This window comes from Kineosporia sp. NBRC 101731, assembly GCF_030269305.1.
GTDB lineage: Bacteria > Actinomycetota > Actinomycetes > Actinomycetales > Kineosporiaceae > Kineosporia.
Genome location: NZ_BSTC01000007.1, coordinates 93,974 through 112,770, shown reverse-complemented (window position 1 = coordinate 112,770; position 18,797 = coordinate 93,974). Strand labels below are relative to the sequence as shown.

Sequence of the window (18,797 nt, the reverse complement as noted above, 5' to 3'; positions counted from 1 at the left end):
CCCGGCTGGGCCACAGCCGAACCATCGCGGGAAAGACCTCACGCGTTACTGCGGCCCACCCGGTTCCGCCTGTACCAGCACCGGGGGCACCACCCAGCGCTCCCGGGCCGAGTACTCCGGATGACAGGTGGTCAGGGTCAGCTGCGCCAGGTCGGGCACCGCGTCCGGCTCACCGGATTCCGTCTCCAGCGCGCCGGTTCCCCCCGGCCGGACGATCTCGTGACCGGTGACCCGATAGGCGAAAAGCGCCTGCCGGGTCTGCCCGATCACCCGGTCACCGGCCTTTCACCCTCCTCGGGGGCACCGGGGCGACGAGGTCGTCGGGAGAGCGGCGGGAGCGCCCGGCGTCGGTGACCACGGCCAGTCCTTCGCGGGCCCAGTACTCGAAGCCGCCGATCATCTCCTGCACCCGCGTGTACCCCATCGAGGCGAGCACGAAAGCCGCGCGGGTACTGCCGTTACAGCCCGGCCCCCAGCAATAGGTGACGATCGGGGCGTCCCGGTCGGGGGCGAACTCATGGATACGCCCGGCCACCTGCGGACCGGGCAGGTGCACCGCGCCGGGAATCCGCCCCTGCCTCCACCCCGCCTCGGAACGCACGTCGAGGATCAGCGGGGCCGTACCGCTCGCGCGGGCCGCCGCGAGATCGGCCGGGTCGGTCTGGTGGGCCAGCCGGGCAGCGAAGAAATCCACTGCGGAGATCAGGTTCTGCATGCACACCATTCAAGGCGACCAGCAACGGACGAACCAGGGGCATCCGAGGGTTCTGTGGCCTTAGGCTCGTGGATCCGCTGGTACTTTCGCCGTCATGCCGACGAATCCACGGACGCTGCTCGATGCGACCGATCACGCCATTCTCGACCAGCTCCAGCGCGACGGCCGGATCAGCATCGCCGACCTGGCCCGGGCCATCAGCCTGTCGGCCAGTTCCACGGCCGACCGGCTGCGTCGCCTCACCGATGCCGGTGTCATCACCGGTTTCAGCGTCACCCTCGATCCGGAGGCGCTGGGGTACACCGTCACGGCGTTCGTACGCCTGGCCTACCCCACGGGCAACTACAAGCCGTTCCACGCCGTGCTCGACACCACGCCCGAGGTGGTGGAGGCCCATCACGTGACGGGCGACGATTGCTTCGTGCTCAAGGTGCTGGCCCGGTCGATGCGCGATCTGGAGCGCATCACCGGCAAACTCGCCACGCTGGGCGGGATCACGACCAGCGTCGTGTATTCCAGCCCGCTCCCGCACCGCCGCCTGACCCCGGCCTGAGAAGGGCCGCCGCGTTTCCTGTTTCCTCTCCCGTGGGCACCGGGCAACCCCTGGAACCCGGACCGGTCCGGCGACGAGCATGAAGACGTCACCGCAGCTCGACACCGAATCGTCCGTCGACCGGAGGAACACTCATGAAGCTCACCGGAAAGCGTCTGACCACGACCGTGATCGGCTTGACCCTGGCGGGATCGGCCGGTCTCGCCACCTTCGCCGGCCCGGCCAGTGCGGCCGGCTCGACCAGCACGACTCAGGCCGCCCCGGCGGCGGCCGCGGCGGCGGGCTGGAACAGCGTGTCCGGAACGGCCAACAGCGATGGCTCCTGGACCTATTACACGAGGGATCGGCACAAGACCAGCTCCGGCCCGGTCACGATCAACATCACCGCCGCCACCGGCGGTGTGACCTCCGGGGGAACCTGTTTCCGGCTCCGGGACACCACCACCCATTCGGTGTTCGCCTCCGGCTGCGTCACGGCCTACGGCTCGAAGAGCCTGATCGCGAACACCGGGACGCACACCTTCAGGATCGAGGCGCAGAAGCAGTGGGCCGGGGGCCCGGACAACTACTGGGGTGGTTCGCTCTACTACTGAGCCGCTGAGGCCTGAGGTGGGAATCGCCGGAGGGGCGATTCCCACCACCCGGTCACATCACCCCGGACGTGAGCTCGCTGAACACCCGGTTCGCGGCCTCGGACTCGAACTGCCGCTGCAGCTCCGCCCGGGCGATCTGCCTGCGGAACTCACCGGTGTAGGTCGCATCACCGGCGTCGTGCATCAGATCGGTGATCCACGCGGCGAACGCCTGGTAGTTCCAGACGTGGTGCAGGCAGGTCTGCGAGTACTGCTCCAGCAGGCTCGCATCGCCCTCCCGAACCTGCCGGATCACCCCGCGGGCGAACGTCTCCGCGTCGAAAAGCGCGAGGTGGATGCCCTTTGCGCTCATCGGCGGCACGATGTGCGCGGCATCGCCCAGCAGATAGAGCCTTTCGTGGCTCATCGGCTCGTGCACGACGCTGCGTAGCGGCACGATCTGCTTGTCGATGATCGGGCCGGTGGCGACCGGGGTGCCGAAACGGGCCTCGATCTCGCTCCAGATGCGCTCGTCGGGCCAGTCGTGCGTGGTGTCGCCGACCGGGCACTGCAGGTAGAGGCGGCTGTTCTCGGTGCCGCGCGGGATCAGGCCGGCCAGCCCCCGGGAGTGGATGCCCATGCCCGAGGTCCGGGCCGGGACCGCCGCGAGGGCGCTCACCCAGGCGTAGGGGTATTCACGGGAGAAGCGGGTGAGTGCGCCGTCAGGGACGGCGGCCCGGGTGACGCCCCGGTCGCCGTCGCAGCCGGCCAGGTAGTCGCCCGTGATGACGGTGTTCTGGTAGCGCACGAGCGGTGTTTCGAGGTTCTCCAGGGTGATGTCGGCCTCGTAGCGCAGGTCTCCCCCGCCCTCGAGGAACCGATCGGCGAGCTGGTGGACGAGGGTCTGCTGCGGGATGAAGATGCTCTCGTTGTCGTCGTCGACCTCGATGGGCATCGCGTGCCCGTCGATGAAGAAGCCGCCTTCCACCTCCGGGTGCCCACCCGCGTCCACTATTTGCCCCAGGCCCCACTCCCGGAACATCCGGACACCGCGGGTGTCGACGGTTCCCGCCCGCTGCCTGCGCTCCACGTACTCGCGGCTGCGCCGTTCCAGGATGATGCAATCGATGTCGTTGCGCTGCAACATGTTGGCCAGGGTCAGGCCGGCGACTCCGGCGCCGACGACGATCACGGTGGTGTGTTCTGTCATGCCTTCACCCTGGCTGCGGGACCGCTGTGCGCCCACCGGTCGGCGGACACCGGGTACCGGAAACCCGCCATGTTCCTACGGGCGGAAACCGGCCTGGTAGCGGCCGGGGGTCTGGCCGACGATCTCGGTGAAGGCGTCGATGAAGGTCGAGGGGTTGGACCAGCCGCACTCGATCGCGGTGTCGGTGACCGAGCGGCCGTCGGTGAGCAGGGCCAGGGCGTAGTGCACGCGCAGGATCGTGCGCCAGCGGTGGAAGCCCAGACCCAGCTCGGCCTGGAACAGGCGACTGAGGGTGCGCTCGCTGGCTCCGGCGCGGCGGCCCAGCTCGGTGAGGGTGGCGTCGATGCCGGGGTCGGCGTGCAGCAGGCCGGTCACGGCCCGCAGCCGGTCGTCGCGGGGTTCGGGCAGGTGGAGGGACTCGTCGCCGGACGCGATCGTCAGCTCGTCGATCACCACGGCACGCAACCGGTCGTCGGCACCCGGTCGCGGTTCTCGGTCACCGGTCAGGGCCAGCAGGGCCTCCCGGAGCAGGGCGCTGACGGCGAAAACGGAGGGGATGGGGGCCAGTTCGGGACACAGGGCAGCGGGGACGGTGAACAGCCGGATGTCGGTGCGCCCGTAGAAGCGGTGCGAGTGCCCGAAGCCGGGCGGGGTCCAGGTGACGCGCCCGGCCGGGGCGACCCAGGTGCCCCGGTCGGTGGTGGTGGCCACCGCGCCGACAGCTGCATAGACGAGCTGACCGTCGGTGTGGGAGTGGGTTTCGAGGTGGTAACCGTGCGGGATCCAGCCACCGCCGCGGGTGGGCGCGTCGTCGTCGGGCAGGTGGTTCTCCGGCATCGGCCATCAATGTACCCCTTGTCCCCCAGCGACCTTTCCGTGAGGCAACCGATCCCGCGGCCCCTCGAAGGGGACGCAGCCGTTGGGAGGAATCGGCCGTCCGAGCCTTGACCGCGAAGTCCGCCGCGCCGAAGGGGCTCCATGTCTGTGCAGAGCGATCGGCGCTTCCTCGCACTGGTGGGCGTTCTCGTCGTCACCTACTGGCTGGCCCCGGACGGGCCGGTCCGGGTCACCGCCCAGTTGCTGGTCGGCCTGTGCGCGGTGGTGGCCGTGTTCACCGCCGCCCGCGCCGATCGTGCGCACCGCACCGGCTGGACGCTCTTCGCCCTCGGGGTGACGTTGTCGGTGGCCGGTGACGCGACCGCCGCCTGGTACCTGTCGACCGGGCACAGCATCCCGTTCCCGTCCCTGGTGGACGGCTTCAACCTGGGCGCCTACTGGGTCGTGGCGCTGTCACTGAGCCGGCTGCACGGTGGCCGGCGCCCCGACATCGCCGGGTACCTGGACACCGCCGTGCTGACCGTCGCCGGTGGGCTGGTGCTGTGGCTGGCGCTGGCGGTTCCCCTGAACGGCGGGCTGGACCTGCGCGAGATCGTCGGTTCCGTCTATCTGATCACCGACATCGTGCTGCTGGGCTGTGTGGTGCGGGTGTGGCTGAACCCCGCCACCACCCTGCCCCGGGCCACGACCCGAAGCCTCGTCCTGGGTGCCGGTGTGGCGTTGATCGGTGACACGGTCTACGGGATCGCCGACGGGGCCCTGAACACCCAGGACCGGCTGTTCGAGAGTGCCTACCTGGTGATGTACACGGCCTGGGGCCTGGCCGCCCTCCGGGCGGCCCGGGCGGCCCGGACCGCCTCCACCCCGCGTCGCCTCGCCTTTCAGCGGATGTCACCGGCCCGGTTGATGACGATGTACGCCGCGCTGCTGGTGATCCCCGCCGTCGAGCTGGTCCACCGCACCACCGGCGTGGACGTGGACGGGTGGGCGACGATCGCCGCGTCCGTCCTGCTGTCCGTGCTCGTTCCGGCCCGCATGTGGGTGGCCATGGGTGAGCTGGAGGCGTCCACCGCGCAGCGCGAGCGCCTGAGTGACGACCTGCAGCACCAGGCGGCCCACGACGCGCTGACGAACCTGCCCAACCGCGCCTATCTGCTGGAGCTGACCACGGCCGCCCTGCACCGGGCCCGGCGCAGCGGCAACGAGGTCGCGGTCCTGTTCGTCGACCTCGACTACTTCAAACGGGTCAACGACACCCTGGGTCACGCCGCGGGCGACGAGGTGCTCCAGGTGACGGCCGACCGGATGCGTTCGGTCCTGCGGGCGGGTGACACGCTCGGGCGCCAGGGCGGTGACGAGTTCGTCGTCCTGATCGACCCGGTGCCCGCGCCCGCCGAGCTGATGGAGATCGCCAACCGTCTGGTCGCGGTCGTCAGTGCGCCCATCCACGTGGCCGGGTCGCACGCCGTCATCGGGGCCAGCGTCGGTATCGCCCTGGCCCGCGACGCCCAGGTCGATGCCTACCAGTTGCTGCAGGACGCCGACATGGCGGCCTACCGGGCCAAGACCAACGGACGCGGGCGGGCCGAGATGTTCGACGCGGACCTGCGGGCGGAGCTGGCGGCCCGGGCCCGGCTGGAGGCCGATATCCAGATCGGCCTGACCCAGGACCAGTTCGAGCTGCACTACCAGCCGGTCATGGACGTGGCCACGGGCCGGCTGCGGGGGTACGAAGCCCTGATCCGCTGGCGTCATCCCGAGCGCGGCCTGGTTCCGCCCGACGACTTCCTGCCCACCGCCGAACAGTCCACCCTGATCTGCGCGATCGGCCGGTGGACGCTGAACCACGCGACCCGCCAGCTGGTGGCCTGGACCGAGCAGGACCCGGCCGGGCACGCCGACGCCACCATGGCCGTGAACATCTCCGGTCGGCACCTGGCCACCCGCGCCCTGATCGACGAGGTCCGCCAGGCCCTGACCGACAGCGGCCTGGCCCCCCGGCGCCTCGTCCTGGAGATCACCGAGACCGTCCTGATGGAAGAGCCGGCCGCCGACGCCCATCTGCGGGCCCTGCGCGAGATCGGGGTGACGGTCAGCCTCGACGACTTCGGCACCGGTTACACCTCGATCGGCCAGCTCCAGAAGCTCCAGGTCGACACCCTCAAGATCGACCAGAGCTTCCTGCACTCCCCCGACCCGGGCACCGCCGCCCTGGTCCAGCTGATGATCACCGCCGCCCACGCCTTCGGGCTCGACGTGGTCGCCGAGGGTGTCGAGAACCAGGAGCAGCTCGACCGCCTGGCCGCCATCGGCTGTGAGTCCGCCCAGGGCTACTACCTCGGCCGCCCCGCCCCGGCCCCCAGCATCACCGCGGGGACCGGACCGCACGCGGCCTCGCCGGCCTGAGCCGTTCAGGTACCGGTAGGGCCGTTCGGGAACCGGTCGGACCCGCCGTGACGAACGACCCCCGTTCGGCCGTGTCCGACCGGGGCCCACCCCGGCGACACTACTGAACGTGACCAGTAACCAGGCCGTTTAGCGAGCTCGCCGTGCCCGTCGAGAACTACTACAGCGTGCTGGGGGTGGCGCCCTCGGCCGACCCGAGCGGTATCCGCCGTCAGTACCGGCGGCTGGCCTGGGTCCTGCACCCGGACCGGCGTTCGGGTGCGCTGCAGAAGGAACGCGCCACCGCAGCCATGGCCCGGGTCAGCCTGGCCTACTCGACCCTGCACGACGCGCAGCGCCGGGCCGAGCACGACCAGGCGCTGCTGGTGCAGCCCCAGCCCTCGAAGGAGCAACGCAGCCAGGTGCTCGTGCACGTGACCGCGGCCCTGGCCGAGGTCCTGGGCCAGGGCCGCGATCTGCCGGGACTGGAGCAGGCCATCGTCACCCGGATCCTGCAGGGGGCCGCCGAGTACATCCCCCGGGCCCTGGAGATGGTCGAGGGTCACGTCTCGGTACTGGAAGGCGGTCTGCAGGTCGCGGCCTTCATGGCTCTGGCCAAATCCTTCACCTCCTACGAGGAGTCCCTGCCCGAGGGGCAGACCTCCGAGCCGGCGTACGCCCACCTGATCCGCGCCACCGCCTACACCTGCGTCCACGGCATGACCTGGGAATCGCGCCTGTCCTGGCCGGATCCGACGCTGCCCGGATGACTGCCCGGATGACTGCGCCGCCCGGTCTGTGGATAGGGCGTAGGTTGAGGGTGGAGACCCCGGCAGACGAGTGAGTCGCGGGCTCCGCCGAGATCCATGACCCCGGGTGGTACGCGCATCCCGGTGGGAGTTGTGCCGTGACCGATCGTGCCCCGTCGTGACCGCCGCCGCAGTGGTCGTCCCCACCGGAGCCGGTCCGGAACCGGATTCCTTCGATGTCGACGCGCAGCGCTCGCTGACGGAACTGCTCCGCGATCTGCGCACCACGCCCGCCGGGCTGGGTGGGCGCGAAGCCGCCCGCCGCCAGAGGGTTCACGGCGCCAACGAGATCACCCGCAAGGGTGGCCGGCGCTGGCCGGGGGAACTGCTCTCGCAGTTCACCCAGCCGCTGGCGATCCTGCTGGCCCTGGCGGCCGTCCTGGCCTGGGCCGGTGGCACCCCGGCGCTGTCGCTCGCCGTCCTGGCGGTGATCCTGCTCAACGCGGGATTCGCCTTCGTGCAGGAGATGCAGGCCGAGCGGGCGGTCGAGGCGCTGGCCGCGTTCCTGCCCGCCACCGCCCGGGTGGTCCGTGACGGCGTCCACCGTGAGATCCCCGCCCGTGAACTGGTTCCCGGCGACGTCCTGATCATCGCCGAGGGTGACCGGATCTGCGCGGACGCCCGCATCATCGACGGCTCGATGACCCTGGACCTGTCGGCGCTGACCGGTGAATCGATGCCGGTGACCCGCTCGGGCGAACCGGCCGCGACGATCGGCCCGCTGCTGGAGGCCACCGACCTGGTGTTCAGCGGCACGGCCTGTACCGGCGGGCAGGCCCGGACGGTGGTGACCCGTACCGGCATGCAGACCGAGCTGGGCCGGATCGCCGCCTTGTCACAGAGCACGACGAGCGAACCCAGCCCTCTGGAACGTCAGGTCCGCCGGGCCACCTGGATCATCGCGGCCGTCGCCGTGGCCGTCGGGATCGCCTTCCTGCCGGTCGGGGTCCTGGCCGGGCTGGGCTGGAGTGCGGCCATCAGCTTCTCGATCGGGCTGATCGTGGCGAACGTGCCCGAAGGTCTGCTGCCCACCATCACGCTGGCCCTGGCCGCGGGGGTGCGGGAACTGGCCCGGGACGGAGCGGTGGTCAAGCGGCTGTCGGCGGTGGAGACGCTCGGCTCGACCACGGTGATCTGCACGGACAAGACCGGGACCCTGACCGAGAACCGGATGAGGGTGACCCGGATCTGGCTGGCCGCGGGCGAGCTCGACACCCGCACGACCGCCGGTCCGCCGGTCCGCCAGTCCGCCGGCCCCCTGCCCCGCCTGCTGGCCACCACCGCGGCCGGCTGCACGACCGCCGAACCGCCGAGCCCGAGCCAGCCGCACGGCAGCGGCGACCCGACCGAACTGGCCCTGCTGGTCCTCGCCGACGACCTCGGCTCCGGCGTCAGCAGCGCCGACCGGGACGACGGTCGCCAGGCGCTGTTCGCCTTCGACGGTCACCTCCAGCGGATGAGCAGCATCGACCGCGTCGCAGACCGCCCCACGGTCCGGACCAAGGGCGCCCTGGAGAGCGTGCTGCCCTGCTGCACAGCACTTCTCGATCAGGACGGCCACGACCGGCCACTGGACGACGCGGACCGGGCCGGCCTGCAGCGGACGCTGGACGCCTATGCCGCCGAGGGTTTACGCGTACTGGCGGTCGCCCGCCGGGTTCTGGACCCGGGCACCGTGACGCCGACCCGCCAGGACGCCGAGTCCGGGCTCACCCTCATCGGTCTGGTCGCGATGCTCGACCCGCCGCGGGCCGGGGTGGACGAGGCGGTCGCGGCGGCCCACCGGGCCGGGATCACGATCCACGTGATCACCGGTGACTACGGGCCGACCGCGGCCCAGATCGCCGGGCAGGTCGGCATCGGTGGCCCGGGCGGCCCGATCGTCACCGGAGCGGAACTGGACCGGCTGAGCGACGCCGACCTCGACGCGCTGCTGGCCGGCGGCCAGGAGATCGTCTTCGCCCGGGCCTCCCCGGAGGGCAAGTTACGCATCTGCGAAGCGCTGCGCGGTCAGGGACAGGTCGTGGCCATGACCGGCGACGGCGTCAACGACGCACCCGCCCTGCGCCACGCCGACATCGGCGTGGCGATGGGCCGTTCCGGCACGGACGTGGCCCGGGAGGCCGCCACGATGGTGCTGACCGACGACAATTTCGCCACCATCGTGGTCGCCGTCGACGCCGGCCGGCGGGTGTTCGACAACGTCCGCAAGTTCGTGCTCTACATCTTCGCCCACGCCGTACCCGAGGTCGTGCCGTTCCTGATCTTCGCCGGTTCCGGTGGGGCGGTACCGCTGCCGTTGACGGTTCTGCAGATTCTCGCCATCGACCTCGGGACGGAGACCCTGCCGGCCCTGGCGCTGGGCCGCGAGCCGGCCGAATCCGGGCTGATGACCAGGCCTCCCCGCTCCCGCACCGCCGGGGTGATCGACCGCGCGCTGATGCTCCGGGCGTGGCTCCTGCTCGGTAGCGTCTCGGCGGCACTGGTCATGGGCGCTTTCCTGCTCACCCTGCACCGGTCGGGCTGGCACCTGGGCGACCCGACCGGCGAGGGAACGCCGCTGCACCAGGCCTATCTCCAGGCCACCACGGTCACCTTCGCCGCGATCGTCGCCTGTCAGATCGGCACCGCCTTCGCGGCCCGGACCGAGCGGGCCTCACTCTTCACCGTCGGCGTCTTCTCCAACCCCCTGCTGCTGGCCGGGATCGCCTTCGAACTGGTCTTCACCGGCGCCGTCATCTATGTTCCACTGCTGCAGGACATTTTCGGCACGGCCTCGCTCAGCCTGACCCAGCTGATCGTCATCGCGCCCTTCCCCATCCTCGTGTGGGGCGTCGACGAACTGGCCCGCTGGATCCGACGACACCCCGGGGGTAGGCCATGACGGTCCTCATCGACAAGATCGCCCTGATCCACGTCACGGACGGCCAGATCCTCAGCACCCGCTCCCGCGGGAAAGACGTCTACTACCTGCCGGGCGGCAAGCGTGAGGCCGGCGAGAGCGACATCGACACCCTGGTCCGGGAGGTCAGCGAGGAACTGGCAGTCGTGGTCGACCCCGGGACCGCCGTTCACGTCGGCACTTTCGAGGCCCGGGCCGACGGGCAGCCGGACGGGACGATGGTGCGGATGACCTGCTACACGGCCGATTTCGAGGGGACGCCGGTGGCCAGTAGCGAGATCGCGGAGCTGGTCCGACTGACGTACTCCGACCGGGACCGGGTCTCCCCGGTCGACCAGATCGTCTTCGATCATCTGCGCGACCGTTCCTGGCTGCGCTGATGCTCCTGATGTGCTTGCCGTCGTTGGCCCGGTCTGTCATATTTCGGCGATGAGCTGGCGGGACCTGGCACGACGCATCACGTCCGCGCTCGACCCGGGCCCCTCCGACCTGATCACCTGGTCCTCGGGCGTGCACACCACCGGTCACTCCGTCGACGAGGCGCGAGCCTTCGCCCAGCAGCGGGGCCGGCCGATCGGCCACTTCGCCGCCTTCCCGAGTCGCGACGCCGGGCCGGCCGGACTGGCCGACATGTGGTGGCTGCCCCCGGCCGACCTCGGTGACCTGATCAGCGTCGGCGTGCCCATGGCCTACGACGGGGGTTCCCTCGACGACGACCTGTCCGGGCCGCTGCTCCAGATGGCCACCGCCCTGAAGGCCGACGGCCGGGTCTGCGTCATCCGGCTGGGCTGGGAATTCAACATCGACAACTGGCCCTGGTTCCTGTCCGAGGCCAACCTTCCGCAGTGGAAGGCGCGATTCGCCCAGTACGCCACCATCTTCCGGGACGTCCTCGGCGAGCGCGCACTGGTCGGGCTGAACGCGAACATCGGCGGCTCCCAGACCGGCATGCGCGCCGACTGGGCCCAGCGGGTGTGGATGGACGAGCACATGGACTGGGTGGGCGTAGACGCCTACGACTGTTTCGAGCCCTACAACACCCCGGACTGGATCACCAAGCACTGGACCATGCCCCACGGCCTGACCTGGTGGTCGGACTTCGCCCTCGAACGGGGGGTGCCGCTGGCCCTGCCGGAATGGGGCGTGGCCGCGGGCACACAGTGGGCCGGGCACCAGGGCGGGGACAACCCCCAGTACATCACCGAGATGCACACCTTCTTGCGCCGTCACGTCGCCCGCGGCGGAAAGGTGCTGCTGGACACCTACTTCCACGACCGGGAGCCGTACCTGCTCAGCGACTTCACCACGAACCCGAAGGCCGGCGCCGAATACGCCCGCCTGTGGGGCGGGACCCGCCGGTAAAGGCCGTGACTGCCCAGGTGCGCCACCCCCAGGCAGTCACGGCACACCTCATTCCCCGTCGGCCTCGAGACGCCGGACGAACTCGTCGGCAATCTGTCGCTGGAGTTCGGCCAGTTCCTCGTTGCTCAGACCCTCCAGGTCCTCCAGGTCCTCGCCGGAGGGCCCCCGACCCTCCTCGTCCGCCGGGTCGTTCTCGGAGTTCCCGCCGGCGTCGGCGCAGTCGATCTGGTCACCGTTGGTGTAGGTGAGGCACATGGCGCCGTCCTCGGCAATCTCCACCAGACGCGTCACCGTGGTGGTCTTGGTGATCGAGGCGGTCCAGGTGCCGCTGGAGGTCGGGGCGACCTCCTTGAGCGTGAGCTGGTTGGCGTTCCAGTTCAGCTGCGGGAAGGCCGCGATGATGGCGTTGGCCAGGGCGGCATTTCCCTGACGGACCTTGTCCTTGGCCATGCGGTGCACGGTCAGCGTGTTCAGCTTCCCGTCGTGCACCTCGTCGGCGGGCATCGTGGAGACCGCGGTGACGGACGTGGACGTGCCCCGGGGCGTCAGGCCGGTGACGAAGTCCCAGCGGACGCTGTTGGTCCGCCGCAGGAGCAACTCGGACTCGTTGCCCGCGTCCGGCCCTTCCCCCGCCTTGCCGACCGTTTCGTAGCCGCTGCGCCGGAACAGCCGGTCCATGAATCCGGTCTGCGCGTGCGAGGCCTCGCGCTGCTTGGCCGCCAGTGACATCGGGTACACCGGCCCGGGCAGCTCACCGGCCTTGACGTCCTTGTCCAGGACGGCACTGTCACCGTCGAAGACGACCACCCCGGCGGGTACTTCGTGCTGTTCGGGGAAGCCGGTGTACCGGGTGACCGGAACCACCATCCGCGCCTGCGAACCCTCGCAGTAGGCCCACACGTCGCCCGGGTCAGCCATCAGGTCACCCCCGACGAACGACAGCGCCCGACGCAGGTTGTACTGGAACCAGCCCCGGGCGACCGGGACCTGCGCATCGAAATCGCAGACTTTCACCGCGTTCTCGCCGTTCTCACCCGGTGTCTGCACGACTATCTGATCGAAGCCCTTCACCCAGCCTTTCGCCCGCACCGGGGTCACGTAGCCGCCGGTGGCGGGAAGGAAGGTCGTCGCGTCCTCCTCGAAGGTTCCGACCACGCTGCCCGCCCGGCTGGTCACCGCACTGGCGGCCACGGCCCACGGCGTCCGCCACTGGTACTCCGGCTGGGCGTCGTCGGTCACCACGATCGACTCCGACAGCTGGTGCGCCCGGAAGTATCCGCCCCAGACCCCCAGGCACGGAAGGACGACCACACCCACCAGGATCAGGGTGCCTGCCCCGAGCAGATGGCGCTCCCGTTCGGCATCGACGAGAGCACCCACGCCAGCGAGCACGACGAGAACGATCAGCGCCTTCCACATGCTGGAGGCCCACACCGTTCGCAGCACCGCGAAAATGCTGCCGTGGAAAGCCCACCAGCAGAACAGGAGGACGAGGAGAACCAGGACGACACCGATCGCCGCCATCCCCCACTCACCCCAGCCGGAGCGCCCGCCTCGATACCTGCGTCCTAACATTTCCAGATCCCCTCCCACGCGTGTGGCAACATGATGCCCTTTCGCACCATGCGTCCGGTACGTGAGAGACGCAACGTGGATCGGGAGCGAACGCATCAGCCCCGGGAAGCGTCCACCATCAGCCAGCCGGCTATGAGCAGCCCCACAACGCCGATGACCCGCCGCAGCAGAGACGCCGGAAAATGCCGGGCGATGACCGGGCCGACCGCACCACCGGCGAGGCACCCGAGCCCGAGCAGCCCGGCCGCCGCCCGGCCGCCGCCCGGTCGACCGGCCCGAACACGGCCGACGAGACGGCGGCCACCACGTCGACCACCCTCAGGAGCACATTCTTCAGCGCATTCGCGTGCTGAAGCCGGGACTCGGCCGCCACCATCAGGAAGGCCGTGTCGGCCGTGCTCACCGGTTACTGCTGAGCACGCTGACTCCCCGTGCCACCAAATCGTTCACGGTATCGCCCGGGTCGCCGTCGGTCACCACCCCGGCAATGTCGTCGAACTGGACCACGCCGTAACGCGATGCGGTACCCAGCTTCTCGGCACTGGCCAGCACGTAGGTCTCGGCCGCCCGGCGGGACAGGGCCCGTTTCATCGCCGCCTCGTCCGCGTCCCCGGTGGTCAGGCCGTGCACCGGATGCACCCCGGTGACGCCCAGCAGGAACACGTCGGCCGAGACACCCGCGGCGGCCTCGACGGCGGCCGCGCCGCAGGTGACTGCCGAATGCTTGAAAAGCCTTCCACCGAGCAGGATGACCTCGACGGACGGATGACCCAGCAGTGCGACGGCAATGGTCGGGCTGTGGGTGATGACCGTGCACACCAGATCCTGGGGCAGGGCCCGGGCGACGGCCAGCGTGGTGGTGCCGCCGTCGAGGATGGCGACGCCCCCGGGCCGCACGAGAGTGGCGGCGAAGGTGGCGACAGCCTGCTTGCTGTCGGGCGCGACGGTGGTGCGGCTGCCGTAGTCGACCACCGCCGGCGAGGCGGGAACCGCTCCCCCGTAGACCTTCTGGCACAGCCCAGCCGCGGCCATCTCACGCAGGTCGCGGCGGATGCTGTCTTCGGACAGGCCCAGCTCGGCCGCGAGGTCCTTGGCGACGATCTTACCGTCGGTCCGCAGCCGGGCCAGGAGGAGGTCTCGTCGTTCCGCCGCCAGCATTCGCACTCCTTCACGTTCTTGCACGTTTGTTCACGCTCTGCCTAGTCTAGCTTCCATGACCGACAGACCGCTCCTCATCCTGATCGCCGGACCCTACCGATCGGGCACCGGCGACGACCCGGACAAGATGGCCGCCAACCTCACCCGCCTCGAGGCCGCCGCCTGGCCCGTCTTCGCCGCCGGTCACGTCCCGATGATCGGGGAATGGGTGGCGCTACCCGTCCTGCGTTCTGCGGGCGCCGACCCCCACGACCCGAACGACCCGCTGAGTGAAAAGGTCATGTACCCGACCGCGCAGCGCCTGCTCGAGCACTGCGACGCGGTTCTGCGCCTGCCCGGGGAGTCCAACGGCGCCGACCAGGACGTCGCCATCGCCCACCGCCGGGGCCTGCCCGTCTACTACCGGGCCGAGGACATCCCCGTGCGCGAGGCCGGGGCCGTCGTCGGGTAGGACGAGGTCACCCGGCCAGTTCCTGGATGGTCCGCTGCCCGAGCGCGGTGACGCGGTACTTGGCCAGATCGCCCTGGAGGTAGATCAGGCCCTGGGCCTGCAGGGCGGCGTAGCTGGAGTGCCGCACCGCCCGGGGCGGTTCGCACAGGTCGGCAAGGAAGCCCAGGAGCCGGGCCTGGGAAGCAGTCAGGGTGATGGTCACGCTCGCCCGCACGGTGACCGGGGATGCCGCCCCGCGGCCCCGGCGTGAGCCCCGCTCCAGGGCCGGCAGCCGCGGTCCGGGTCTCACCGGAACCACCGCCACCACGATGGCGACGACCGTCGTCCATCCCGAAAATTTCTCAACGCCTGCACGTTACCCGGACCGTAGGCGTACAGGGTGTGGGCCTCGGCCCGCTCCACAGCAACGATCCCCGGCCACGACAGCAACAGCCCTTCCAGGATCTCGGCCTGCGCGAGGTGGGGCTCGAACCGTATCGAAAGACAACCGTCCGGGACTACGGACACCTGATGGATCGGTATGCCCTGCCGCCGCAGGTGAGACGTCAGCGCACCCACGACCTCGGCGTCCCACACCACAACGCCTTTCGTGAGACGACTTTCCGTGCGCCCACTCCGCCCCGGCATCCGATGGTGACCTACGGCGTCGTCACGTCTCTTGAATCTCTTCACGGCACCCCCAGACATTTCTGCACTCGACGAAATCTCCGACTCCCACGGAAACTGGCCGTGCGGAACAGGAAACACTCTCGGGGATGGACCACCCATAGCCAACGTTCGATTTTCGAACGGGCCTCATCGAACGCACCAAGTATGCGAACATTCACTACATGTCACCCGAGGGGGATCAGCGGTGGTCCATCGCCGCGGAATTAGGTGCCGAGCTCAAGGCCGCGCGGCTGCGCGCCCACCACACGTATGCCGACGTGAAACTCGCTCTCCTGGGCGGTAAAGAGAAAATCTGGAGGATCGAGACGGGCAAGGGCCCGTACAAGTGGGACCACATCCAGGCGCTGTGCACCTTCTACGGCATCGAATCGCCCCGCACGGCGCTCTTCGTCGAGATGGCCCGGGCGACAGAGCAGCCCGACGGTACGTGGGTCGATTCCAACCCGGCCCGCTTCGGGCTCTACGTGCTTCTGGAGCGGCGGTCGACGCAGCTCACGAGCATTGCGGGTGACCTGATGAACGGCCTGCTCCAGACCGCCGAGTATCACCGCGCCATGCTCGACGCCTGGCCGCTGGACACCGCGACGGCGGAAGCTGAGCAAATCAAACTGCGACAGGAACGGCAAGAGACGTTCTGGAACCGTTCGGACTCGCGCCTGGACGTGATCATGAGCCAGGCGGCACTGGAACATCGAGTCGGTTCTCAGACCGTCATGGACGAGCAACTGCGGCGTATCCGTTTTCTGGCCGAACGGAAGGGGGTCAACCTCAGGTACGTCCCTTCCAGCAGTCCTCCGCACGGAGGCATGCGCGGCAACTTCACCCTGGTGCAGACGGAGCTCGGGACCTCGGTCTACACCGAGCACATTGAAGGGGGTCGGTTACTCTCGGAGCCCCGGATAATCGAGAGCTACGTGGAAGCTGCGCGGTCAGCGATGGCAGCATCCCGCGACATCAGGGAGTGGCAGTGACGAACGGCGACACCGGCTGGATCAAGAGTGCCAAGTCCGCGAACAGCGGCGAGTGCGTAGAGATGCGCCGGCACGACGGAGCCATTCAGATCCGTGACAGCAAGGACCCGGAGGGAGCGGTCCTGAGCTTCACGCCCGGAGAGCTCGACGCCTGGATCGACGGCGCCAAGAAGAACGAATTCGACCACCTGCTCTAGTTCGTCTCTCCAGAGCCTCGGTCTTCGGACCGAGGCTCTCTGGCTTTTGTTGCCCGGCAGTAGATCGTCATACCTCCCACAGGACGGTACGAACCCGCCGTTGTCCACAGGCACCACCTCGTGCCGACGGATCAAGAGCGCCCTGCGGCAGCCTATTTTCATGACAGAACGCCCGAAGCGCCCAGGCCCGATCTACGACCGGGTGATCCGGCCGGTCGTAGAAGGCGACTTCGAGGCTTTCGCCACCCTGCTGGGTATCCCGGTACACCAGCCGCCGGTCTTTCTGCCGGGCTCGTTCGAAGACCAGTCCTGGCAGACCGATCTCCTCGTGCGCACCGGCCCCGAGCAACTCCTGCACATGGAATACATGCGTAGCCCCGAAGCCGACATGGCCGCCCGCATGACCAGCTACCGCGGGCAGATCATGCTCAAACACCCGGGCATGCGACTGACCCAGGTCGCCATCGTCCTGGGCAACGGCCGACTCCAGTCCAGGGACGACCCCGGCACCGGATTCTGTCTGGGGCTCCGCACCATCTACCTCAGGGAACTCGACCCGGCCCTCCTGCTGTCCCGGCCCGGCCTCGCTCCGCTGGCTGTCCTCAGCCGCGGTACCCAGGAAGAGCGCGGGCAGCACCTGGCCGCGACCCTGGATCTGATCGGCCGGCAACCCGCGCACCGCCGATCGGTCCTGGCCTGGGCCGCCATGACGCTTGCCCCGATCACCCTGGACCGCTCTACGATTGAACGGATCCGGAAGGAGAACACCATGACCGTCAACGACGTCGCCGACTTCTACAGCGAGATCGACTTCGGCATCGAACTCCAGCAACGCGGCCGGCAGGAAGGCCGGCAGGAAGGCTCGGCCAAGGTGTTACTCGCCCTTCTGCACAGCCGGTTCGGTGATCAGGCCGGTCTGCCTGAACTGGCCGACCGCCTCGCCCGTACCGGCGACGACGCTGCCGCGGTCGAGGCGATCAACGCGGCCACGAAACCGGAAGACATCGCCCCCTGAACCCTCCGAAGCACAGGTGTACCGGTCTCAGCCGGCCCCGGTCAGCCGGAAGGCCATCACCTCGTCCCGCTGACCGGTGCTCAGTCCCGGGCGGGTACTGGGGAACGGGGTCCCCGCAGGCCCGCGAGGTGCGTGTCGAGAAGGCGTTCCCGCGCCTGCGGGGCGACTGTTCCGACCACCGGGCCGGCGCCGGTGATCTACGAGGAGCGTCACTCAGGAGCTCCTGGCATGAGCGATTCCAGCACCACCGACACCACCGACACCGCCCAGGGGCAGAAGTCGTCGTTCAGCGGCGACCAGAATTGCGTGGAGGTCCGCCGCACCAACGACCGCAGCGAAGTTCGCGACACCAAGAACCATGCAGGCGTCGTGCAGTCCTACACATTCACGCAGTGGGCTGCGTTCGAGGCCGACATCGAAGCGGGCGAGTTCAGCCACCTCGCTGGGCCTCTTTCCTGAACTATCGCGCGGCGCTTTCGGTGACGAGGTGTTCCGCCGAGCGAATCAGGGCCCCGAGAACACTGCTGACCGTTGTGCGCAAGGCACTTTCGGGCCGAACGAGGGCGTCGACATGACGAGCGAGCTGCATGCCGGCCAACGGCCGCAGCACGAGGTCGGGTAATACCGGCGCGGTGTAGCGCGGCATGAGGGCGATACCTGCACCGGCGGTGACCAGGCTCGCGGCGACGGTGAGGTCGTTGATGCGGTGGACAATCGTCAACGGGCGGCCCGCCGCCGCCGCGATCGCCTCGAGCGGGGCAAGGAGAGGAAACCCCTCGTGCACGGCGATCCAGGGCTGATCACTCACCTGCTCGGCGGTGACGGTCTCTTGCCCGGCCAGGGGGTGGTCGGCGGGCACGGCGACATCGAGGGGTTCGTGCAGGAGCGGCGTGACCGTGACCGTCGTCGGCCACGGCGGGCTGTGGTCGAGCCGGTGGGCCAGAACGATGCCGTAATCGGCACACAGCGCGGGGAAGTCGGCCTGGGGCACGTCGTGCTCAGTGCACTCGATCACCGGTCCGCCGGCGCCGACGGCGCGCAGCAGCGCTGGGAAGAAGATTATGCCCGCGCTGGAGTAGGCGGCGATGCGCACGGTTCCGTGCCCATCGTCGAGGAATACGTCAACTGCGGCCTCGGCGCGCGCCAGGGCGGTGGCGACATCGGTCGCGGCAGCAGCCAGTGCCTGCCCGGCCTCGGTGAGAACCAGGATGCGCCCCCGGCGCTGGGTGAGCGCGACCGGCACACCGCGCTGCAGCGCCGCGAGCTGCTGGGAGACCGCTGAAGGAGTGATGAACAGCGCCTCGGCCACCGCCGTGACACTGCCGCGGTCCTGGAGCTCGCGCAGGACCAGGAGCTGACGAGCGTCCATGAAGACACGCTACATCTTTAGTGAAGCAACACGTGATTGATCTTCAT

General features: G+C 69.4%; 21 protein-coding genes. 12 read left to right on the top strand and 9 right to left on the bottom strand.

Annotation, left to right across the window (positions count from 1 at the left end; translation table 11 throughout):
- Positions 1-45 precede the first annotated feature (45 nt).
- Both QSK05_RS20620 and QSK05_RS20615 read right to left on the bottom strand, forming a co-directional pair.
- Positions 46-270, bottom strand: coding sequence for a sortase domain-containing protein (locus QSK05_RS20620; RefSeq protein WP_285598898.1), 225 nt, complete (start codon positions 268-270; stop codon positions 46-48).
- A gap of 4 nt (positions 271-274) precedes the next feature.
- On the bottom strand, positions 275-724 hold the full coding sequence (locus QSK05_RS20615) for a rhodanese-like domain-containing protein (protein ID WP_352301993.1): 450 nt from the start codon (positions 722-724) through the stop codon (positions 275-277).
- Between the two features lie 85 nt (positions 725-809).
- On the opposite strand from QSK05_RS20615, the gene QSK05_RS20610 reads away from it, so the two are divergent.
- A complete protein-coding gene (locus tag QSK05_RS20610) occupies positions 810-1,268 on the top strand; it encodes an Lrp/AsnC family transcriptional regulator (protein ID WP_285598896.1) in 459 nt (152 codons plus the stop codon).
- Between the two features lie 134 nt (positions 1,269-1,402).
- On the top strand, positions 1,403-1,861 hold the full coding sequence (locus QSK05_RS20605) for a hypothetical protein (protein ID WP_285598895.1): 459 nt from the start codon (positions 1,403-1,405) through the stop codon (positions 1,859-1,861).
- A 52-nt stretch (positions 1,862-1,913) separates the two neighbouring features.
- Here the strand turns inward: QSK05_RS20605 and QSK05_RS20600 are convergent, their stop codons facing one another.
- On the bottom strand, positions 1,914-3,050 hold the full coding sequence (locus tag QSK05_RS20600; protein ID WP_285598894.1) for a 4-hydroxybenzoate 3-monooxygenase: 1,137 nt from the start codon (positions 3,048-3,050) through the stop codon (positions 1,914-1,916).
- A 75-nt stretch (positions 3,051-3,125) separates the two neighbouring features.
- The gene (locus QSK05_RS20595; protein WP_285598893.1) at positions 3,126-3,887 is read right to left on the bottom strand and encodes a helix-turn-helix transcriptional regulator; all 762 of its coding nucleotides are present in this window, start codon (positions 3,885-3,887) and stop codon (positions 3,126-3,128) included.
- A 141-nt stretch (positions 3,888-4,028) separates the two neighbouring features.
- Between QSK05_RS20595 and QSK05_RS20590 the strand changes: the two genes are divergently transcribed.
- From QSK05_RS20590 to QSK05_RS20570, 5 genes are all read left to right on the top strand, one after another.
- Positions 4,029-6,293, top strand: coding sequence for a putative bifunctional diguanylate cyclase/phosphodiesterase (locus tag QSK05_RS20590; protein ID WP_285598892.1), 2,265 nt, complete (start codon positions 4,029-4,031; stop codon positions 6,291-6,293).
- Between the two features lie 143 nt (positions 6,294-6,436).
- The gene (locus QSK05_RS20585) at positions 6,437-7,042 is read left to right on the top strand and encodes a J domain-containing protein (RefSeq protein ID WP_285598891.1); all 606 of its coding nucleotides are present in this window, start codon (positions 6,437-6,439) and stop codon (positions 7,040-7,042) included.
- Between the two features lie 157 nt (positions 7,043-7,199).
- Positions 7,200-9,965 carry a cation-translocating P-type ATPase gene (locus QSK05_RS20580; protein ID WP_285598890.1) on the top strand — a complete coding sequence of 922 codons (2,766 nt, stop codon included), beginning with the start codon at positions 7,200-7,202 and terminating at the stop codon, positions 9,963-9,965.
- Complete coding sequence (locus tag QSK05_RS20575) at positions 9,962-10,363, top strand: NUDIX hydrolase (RefSeq protein ID WP_285598889.1); 402 nt, start codon at positions 9,962-9,964, stop codon at positions 10,361-10,363. The genes QSK05_RS20580 and QSK05_RS20575 overlap by 4 nt, the downstream gene beginning before the upstream one ends.
- 49 nt (positions 10,364-10,412) lie before the next feature.
- Complete coding sequence (locus QSK05_RS20570; RefSeq protein WP_285598888.1) at positions 10,413-11,345, top strand: glycoside hydrolase family 26 protein; 933 nt, start codon at positions 10,413-10,415, stop codon at positions 11,343-11,345.
- A 48-nt stretch (positions 11,346-11,393) separates the two neighbouring features.
- Here QSK05_RS20570 and QSK05_RS20565 read toward each other — a convergent pair whose 3' ends face one another.
- The 3 genes from QSK05_RS20565 to QSK05_RS20555 all read right to left on the bottom strand — a co-directional run bounded on the left by QSK05_RS20565 (position 11,394) and on the right by QSK05_RS20555 (position 14,078).
- On the bottom strand, positions 11,394-12,920 hold the full coding sequence (locus QSK05_RS20565; protein ID WP_285598887.1) for a hypothetical protein: 1,527 nt from the start codon (positions 12,918-12,920) through the stop codon (positions 11,394-11,396).
- 130 nt (positions 12,921-13,050) lie between these two features.
- Complete coding sequence (locus QSK05_RS20560) at positions 13,051-13,323, bottom strand: hypothetical protein (protein WP_285598886.1); 273 nt, start codon at positions 13,321-13,323, stop codon at positions 13,051-13,053.
- Positions 13,320-14,078 carry a DeoR/GlpR family DNA-binding transcription regulator gene (locus tag QSK05_RS20555; protein ID WP_285598885.1) on the bottom strand — a complete coding sequence of 253 codons (759 nt, stop codon included), beginning with the start codon at positions 14,076-14,078 and terminating at the stop codon, positions 13,320-13,322. Before QSK05_RS20555 ends, QSK05_RS20560 begins: the two co-directional genes overlap by 4 nt.
- A 55-nt stretch (positions 14,079-14,133) precedes the next feature.
- On the opposite strand from QSK05_RS20555, the gene QSK05_RS20550 reads away from it, so the two are divergent.
- Positions 14,134-14,529, top strand: a complete 396-nt coding sequence (locus tag QSK05_RS20550; protein ID WP_285598884.1) for a DUF4406 domain-containing protein — start codon at positions 14,134-14,136, stop codon at positions 14,527-14,529.
- Positions 14,530-14,536: 7 nt separating this feature from the next.
- Here QSK05_RS20550 and QSK05_RS20545 read toward each other — a convergent pair whose 3' ends face one another.
- On the bottom strand, positions 14,537-14,818 hold the full coding sequence (locus QSK05_RS20545; protein WP_285598883.1) for a hypothetical protein: 282 nt from the start codon (positions 14,816-14,818) through the stop codon (positions 14,537-14,539).
- Positions 14,819-15,359: 541 nt separating this feature from the next.
- On the opposite strand from QSK05_RS20545, the gene QSK05_RS20540 reads away from it, so the two are divergent.
- From QSK05_RS20540 to QSK05_RS20525, 4 genes are all read left to right on the top strand, one after another.
- Positions 15,360-16,169, top strand: coding sequence for a DUF5753 domain-containing protein (locus QSK05_RS20540; RefSeq protein WP_285598882.1), 810 nt, complete (start codon positions 15,360-15,362; stop codon positions 16,167-16,169).
- Complete coding sequence (locus QSK05_RS20535; RefSeq protein ID WP_285598881.1) at positions 16,166-16,366, top strand: DUF397 domain-containing protein; 201 nt, start codon at positions 16,166-16,168, stop codon at positions 16,364-16,366. Before QSK05_RS20540 ends, QSK05_RS20535 begins: the two co-directional genes overlap by 4 nt.
- Positions 16,367-16,526: 160 nt before the next feature.
- Positions 16,527-17,381 (top strand): RpnC/YadD family protein, encoded by an 855-nt coding sequence (locus QSK05_RS20530; protein ID WP_285598880.1) that lies wholly within the window; start codon positions 16,527-16,529, stop codon positions 17,379-17,381.
- A gap of 228 nt (positions 17,382-17,609) precedes the next feature.
- Positions 17,610-17,840 (top strand): DUF397 domain-containing protein, encoded by a 231-nt coding sequence (locus tag QSK05_RS20525; protein ID WP_285598879.1) that lies wholly within the window; start codon positions 17,610-17,612, stop codon positions 17,838-17,840.
- A 1-nt stretch (position 17,841) separates the two neighbouring features.
- Here the strand turns inward: QSK05_RS20525 and QSK05_RS20520 are convergent, their stop codons facing one another.
- The gene (locus QSK05_RS20520) at positions 17,842-18,750 is read right to left on the bottom strand and encodes a LysR family transcriptional regulator (RefSeq protein WP_285598878.1); all 909 of its coding nucleotides are present in this window, start codon (positions 18,748-18,750) and stop codon (positions 17,842-17,844) included.
- Between the last annotated feature and the right edge of the window lie 47 nt (positions 18,751-18,797).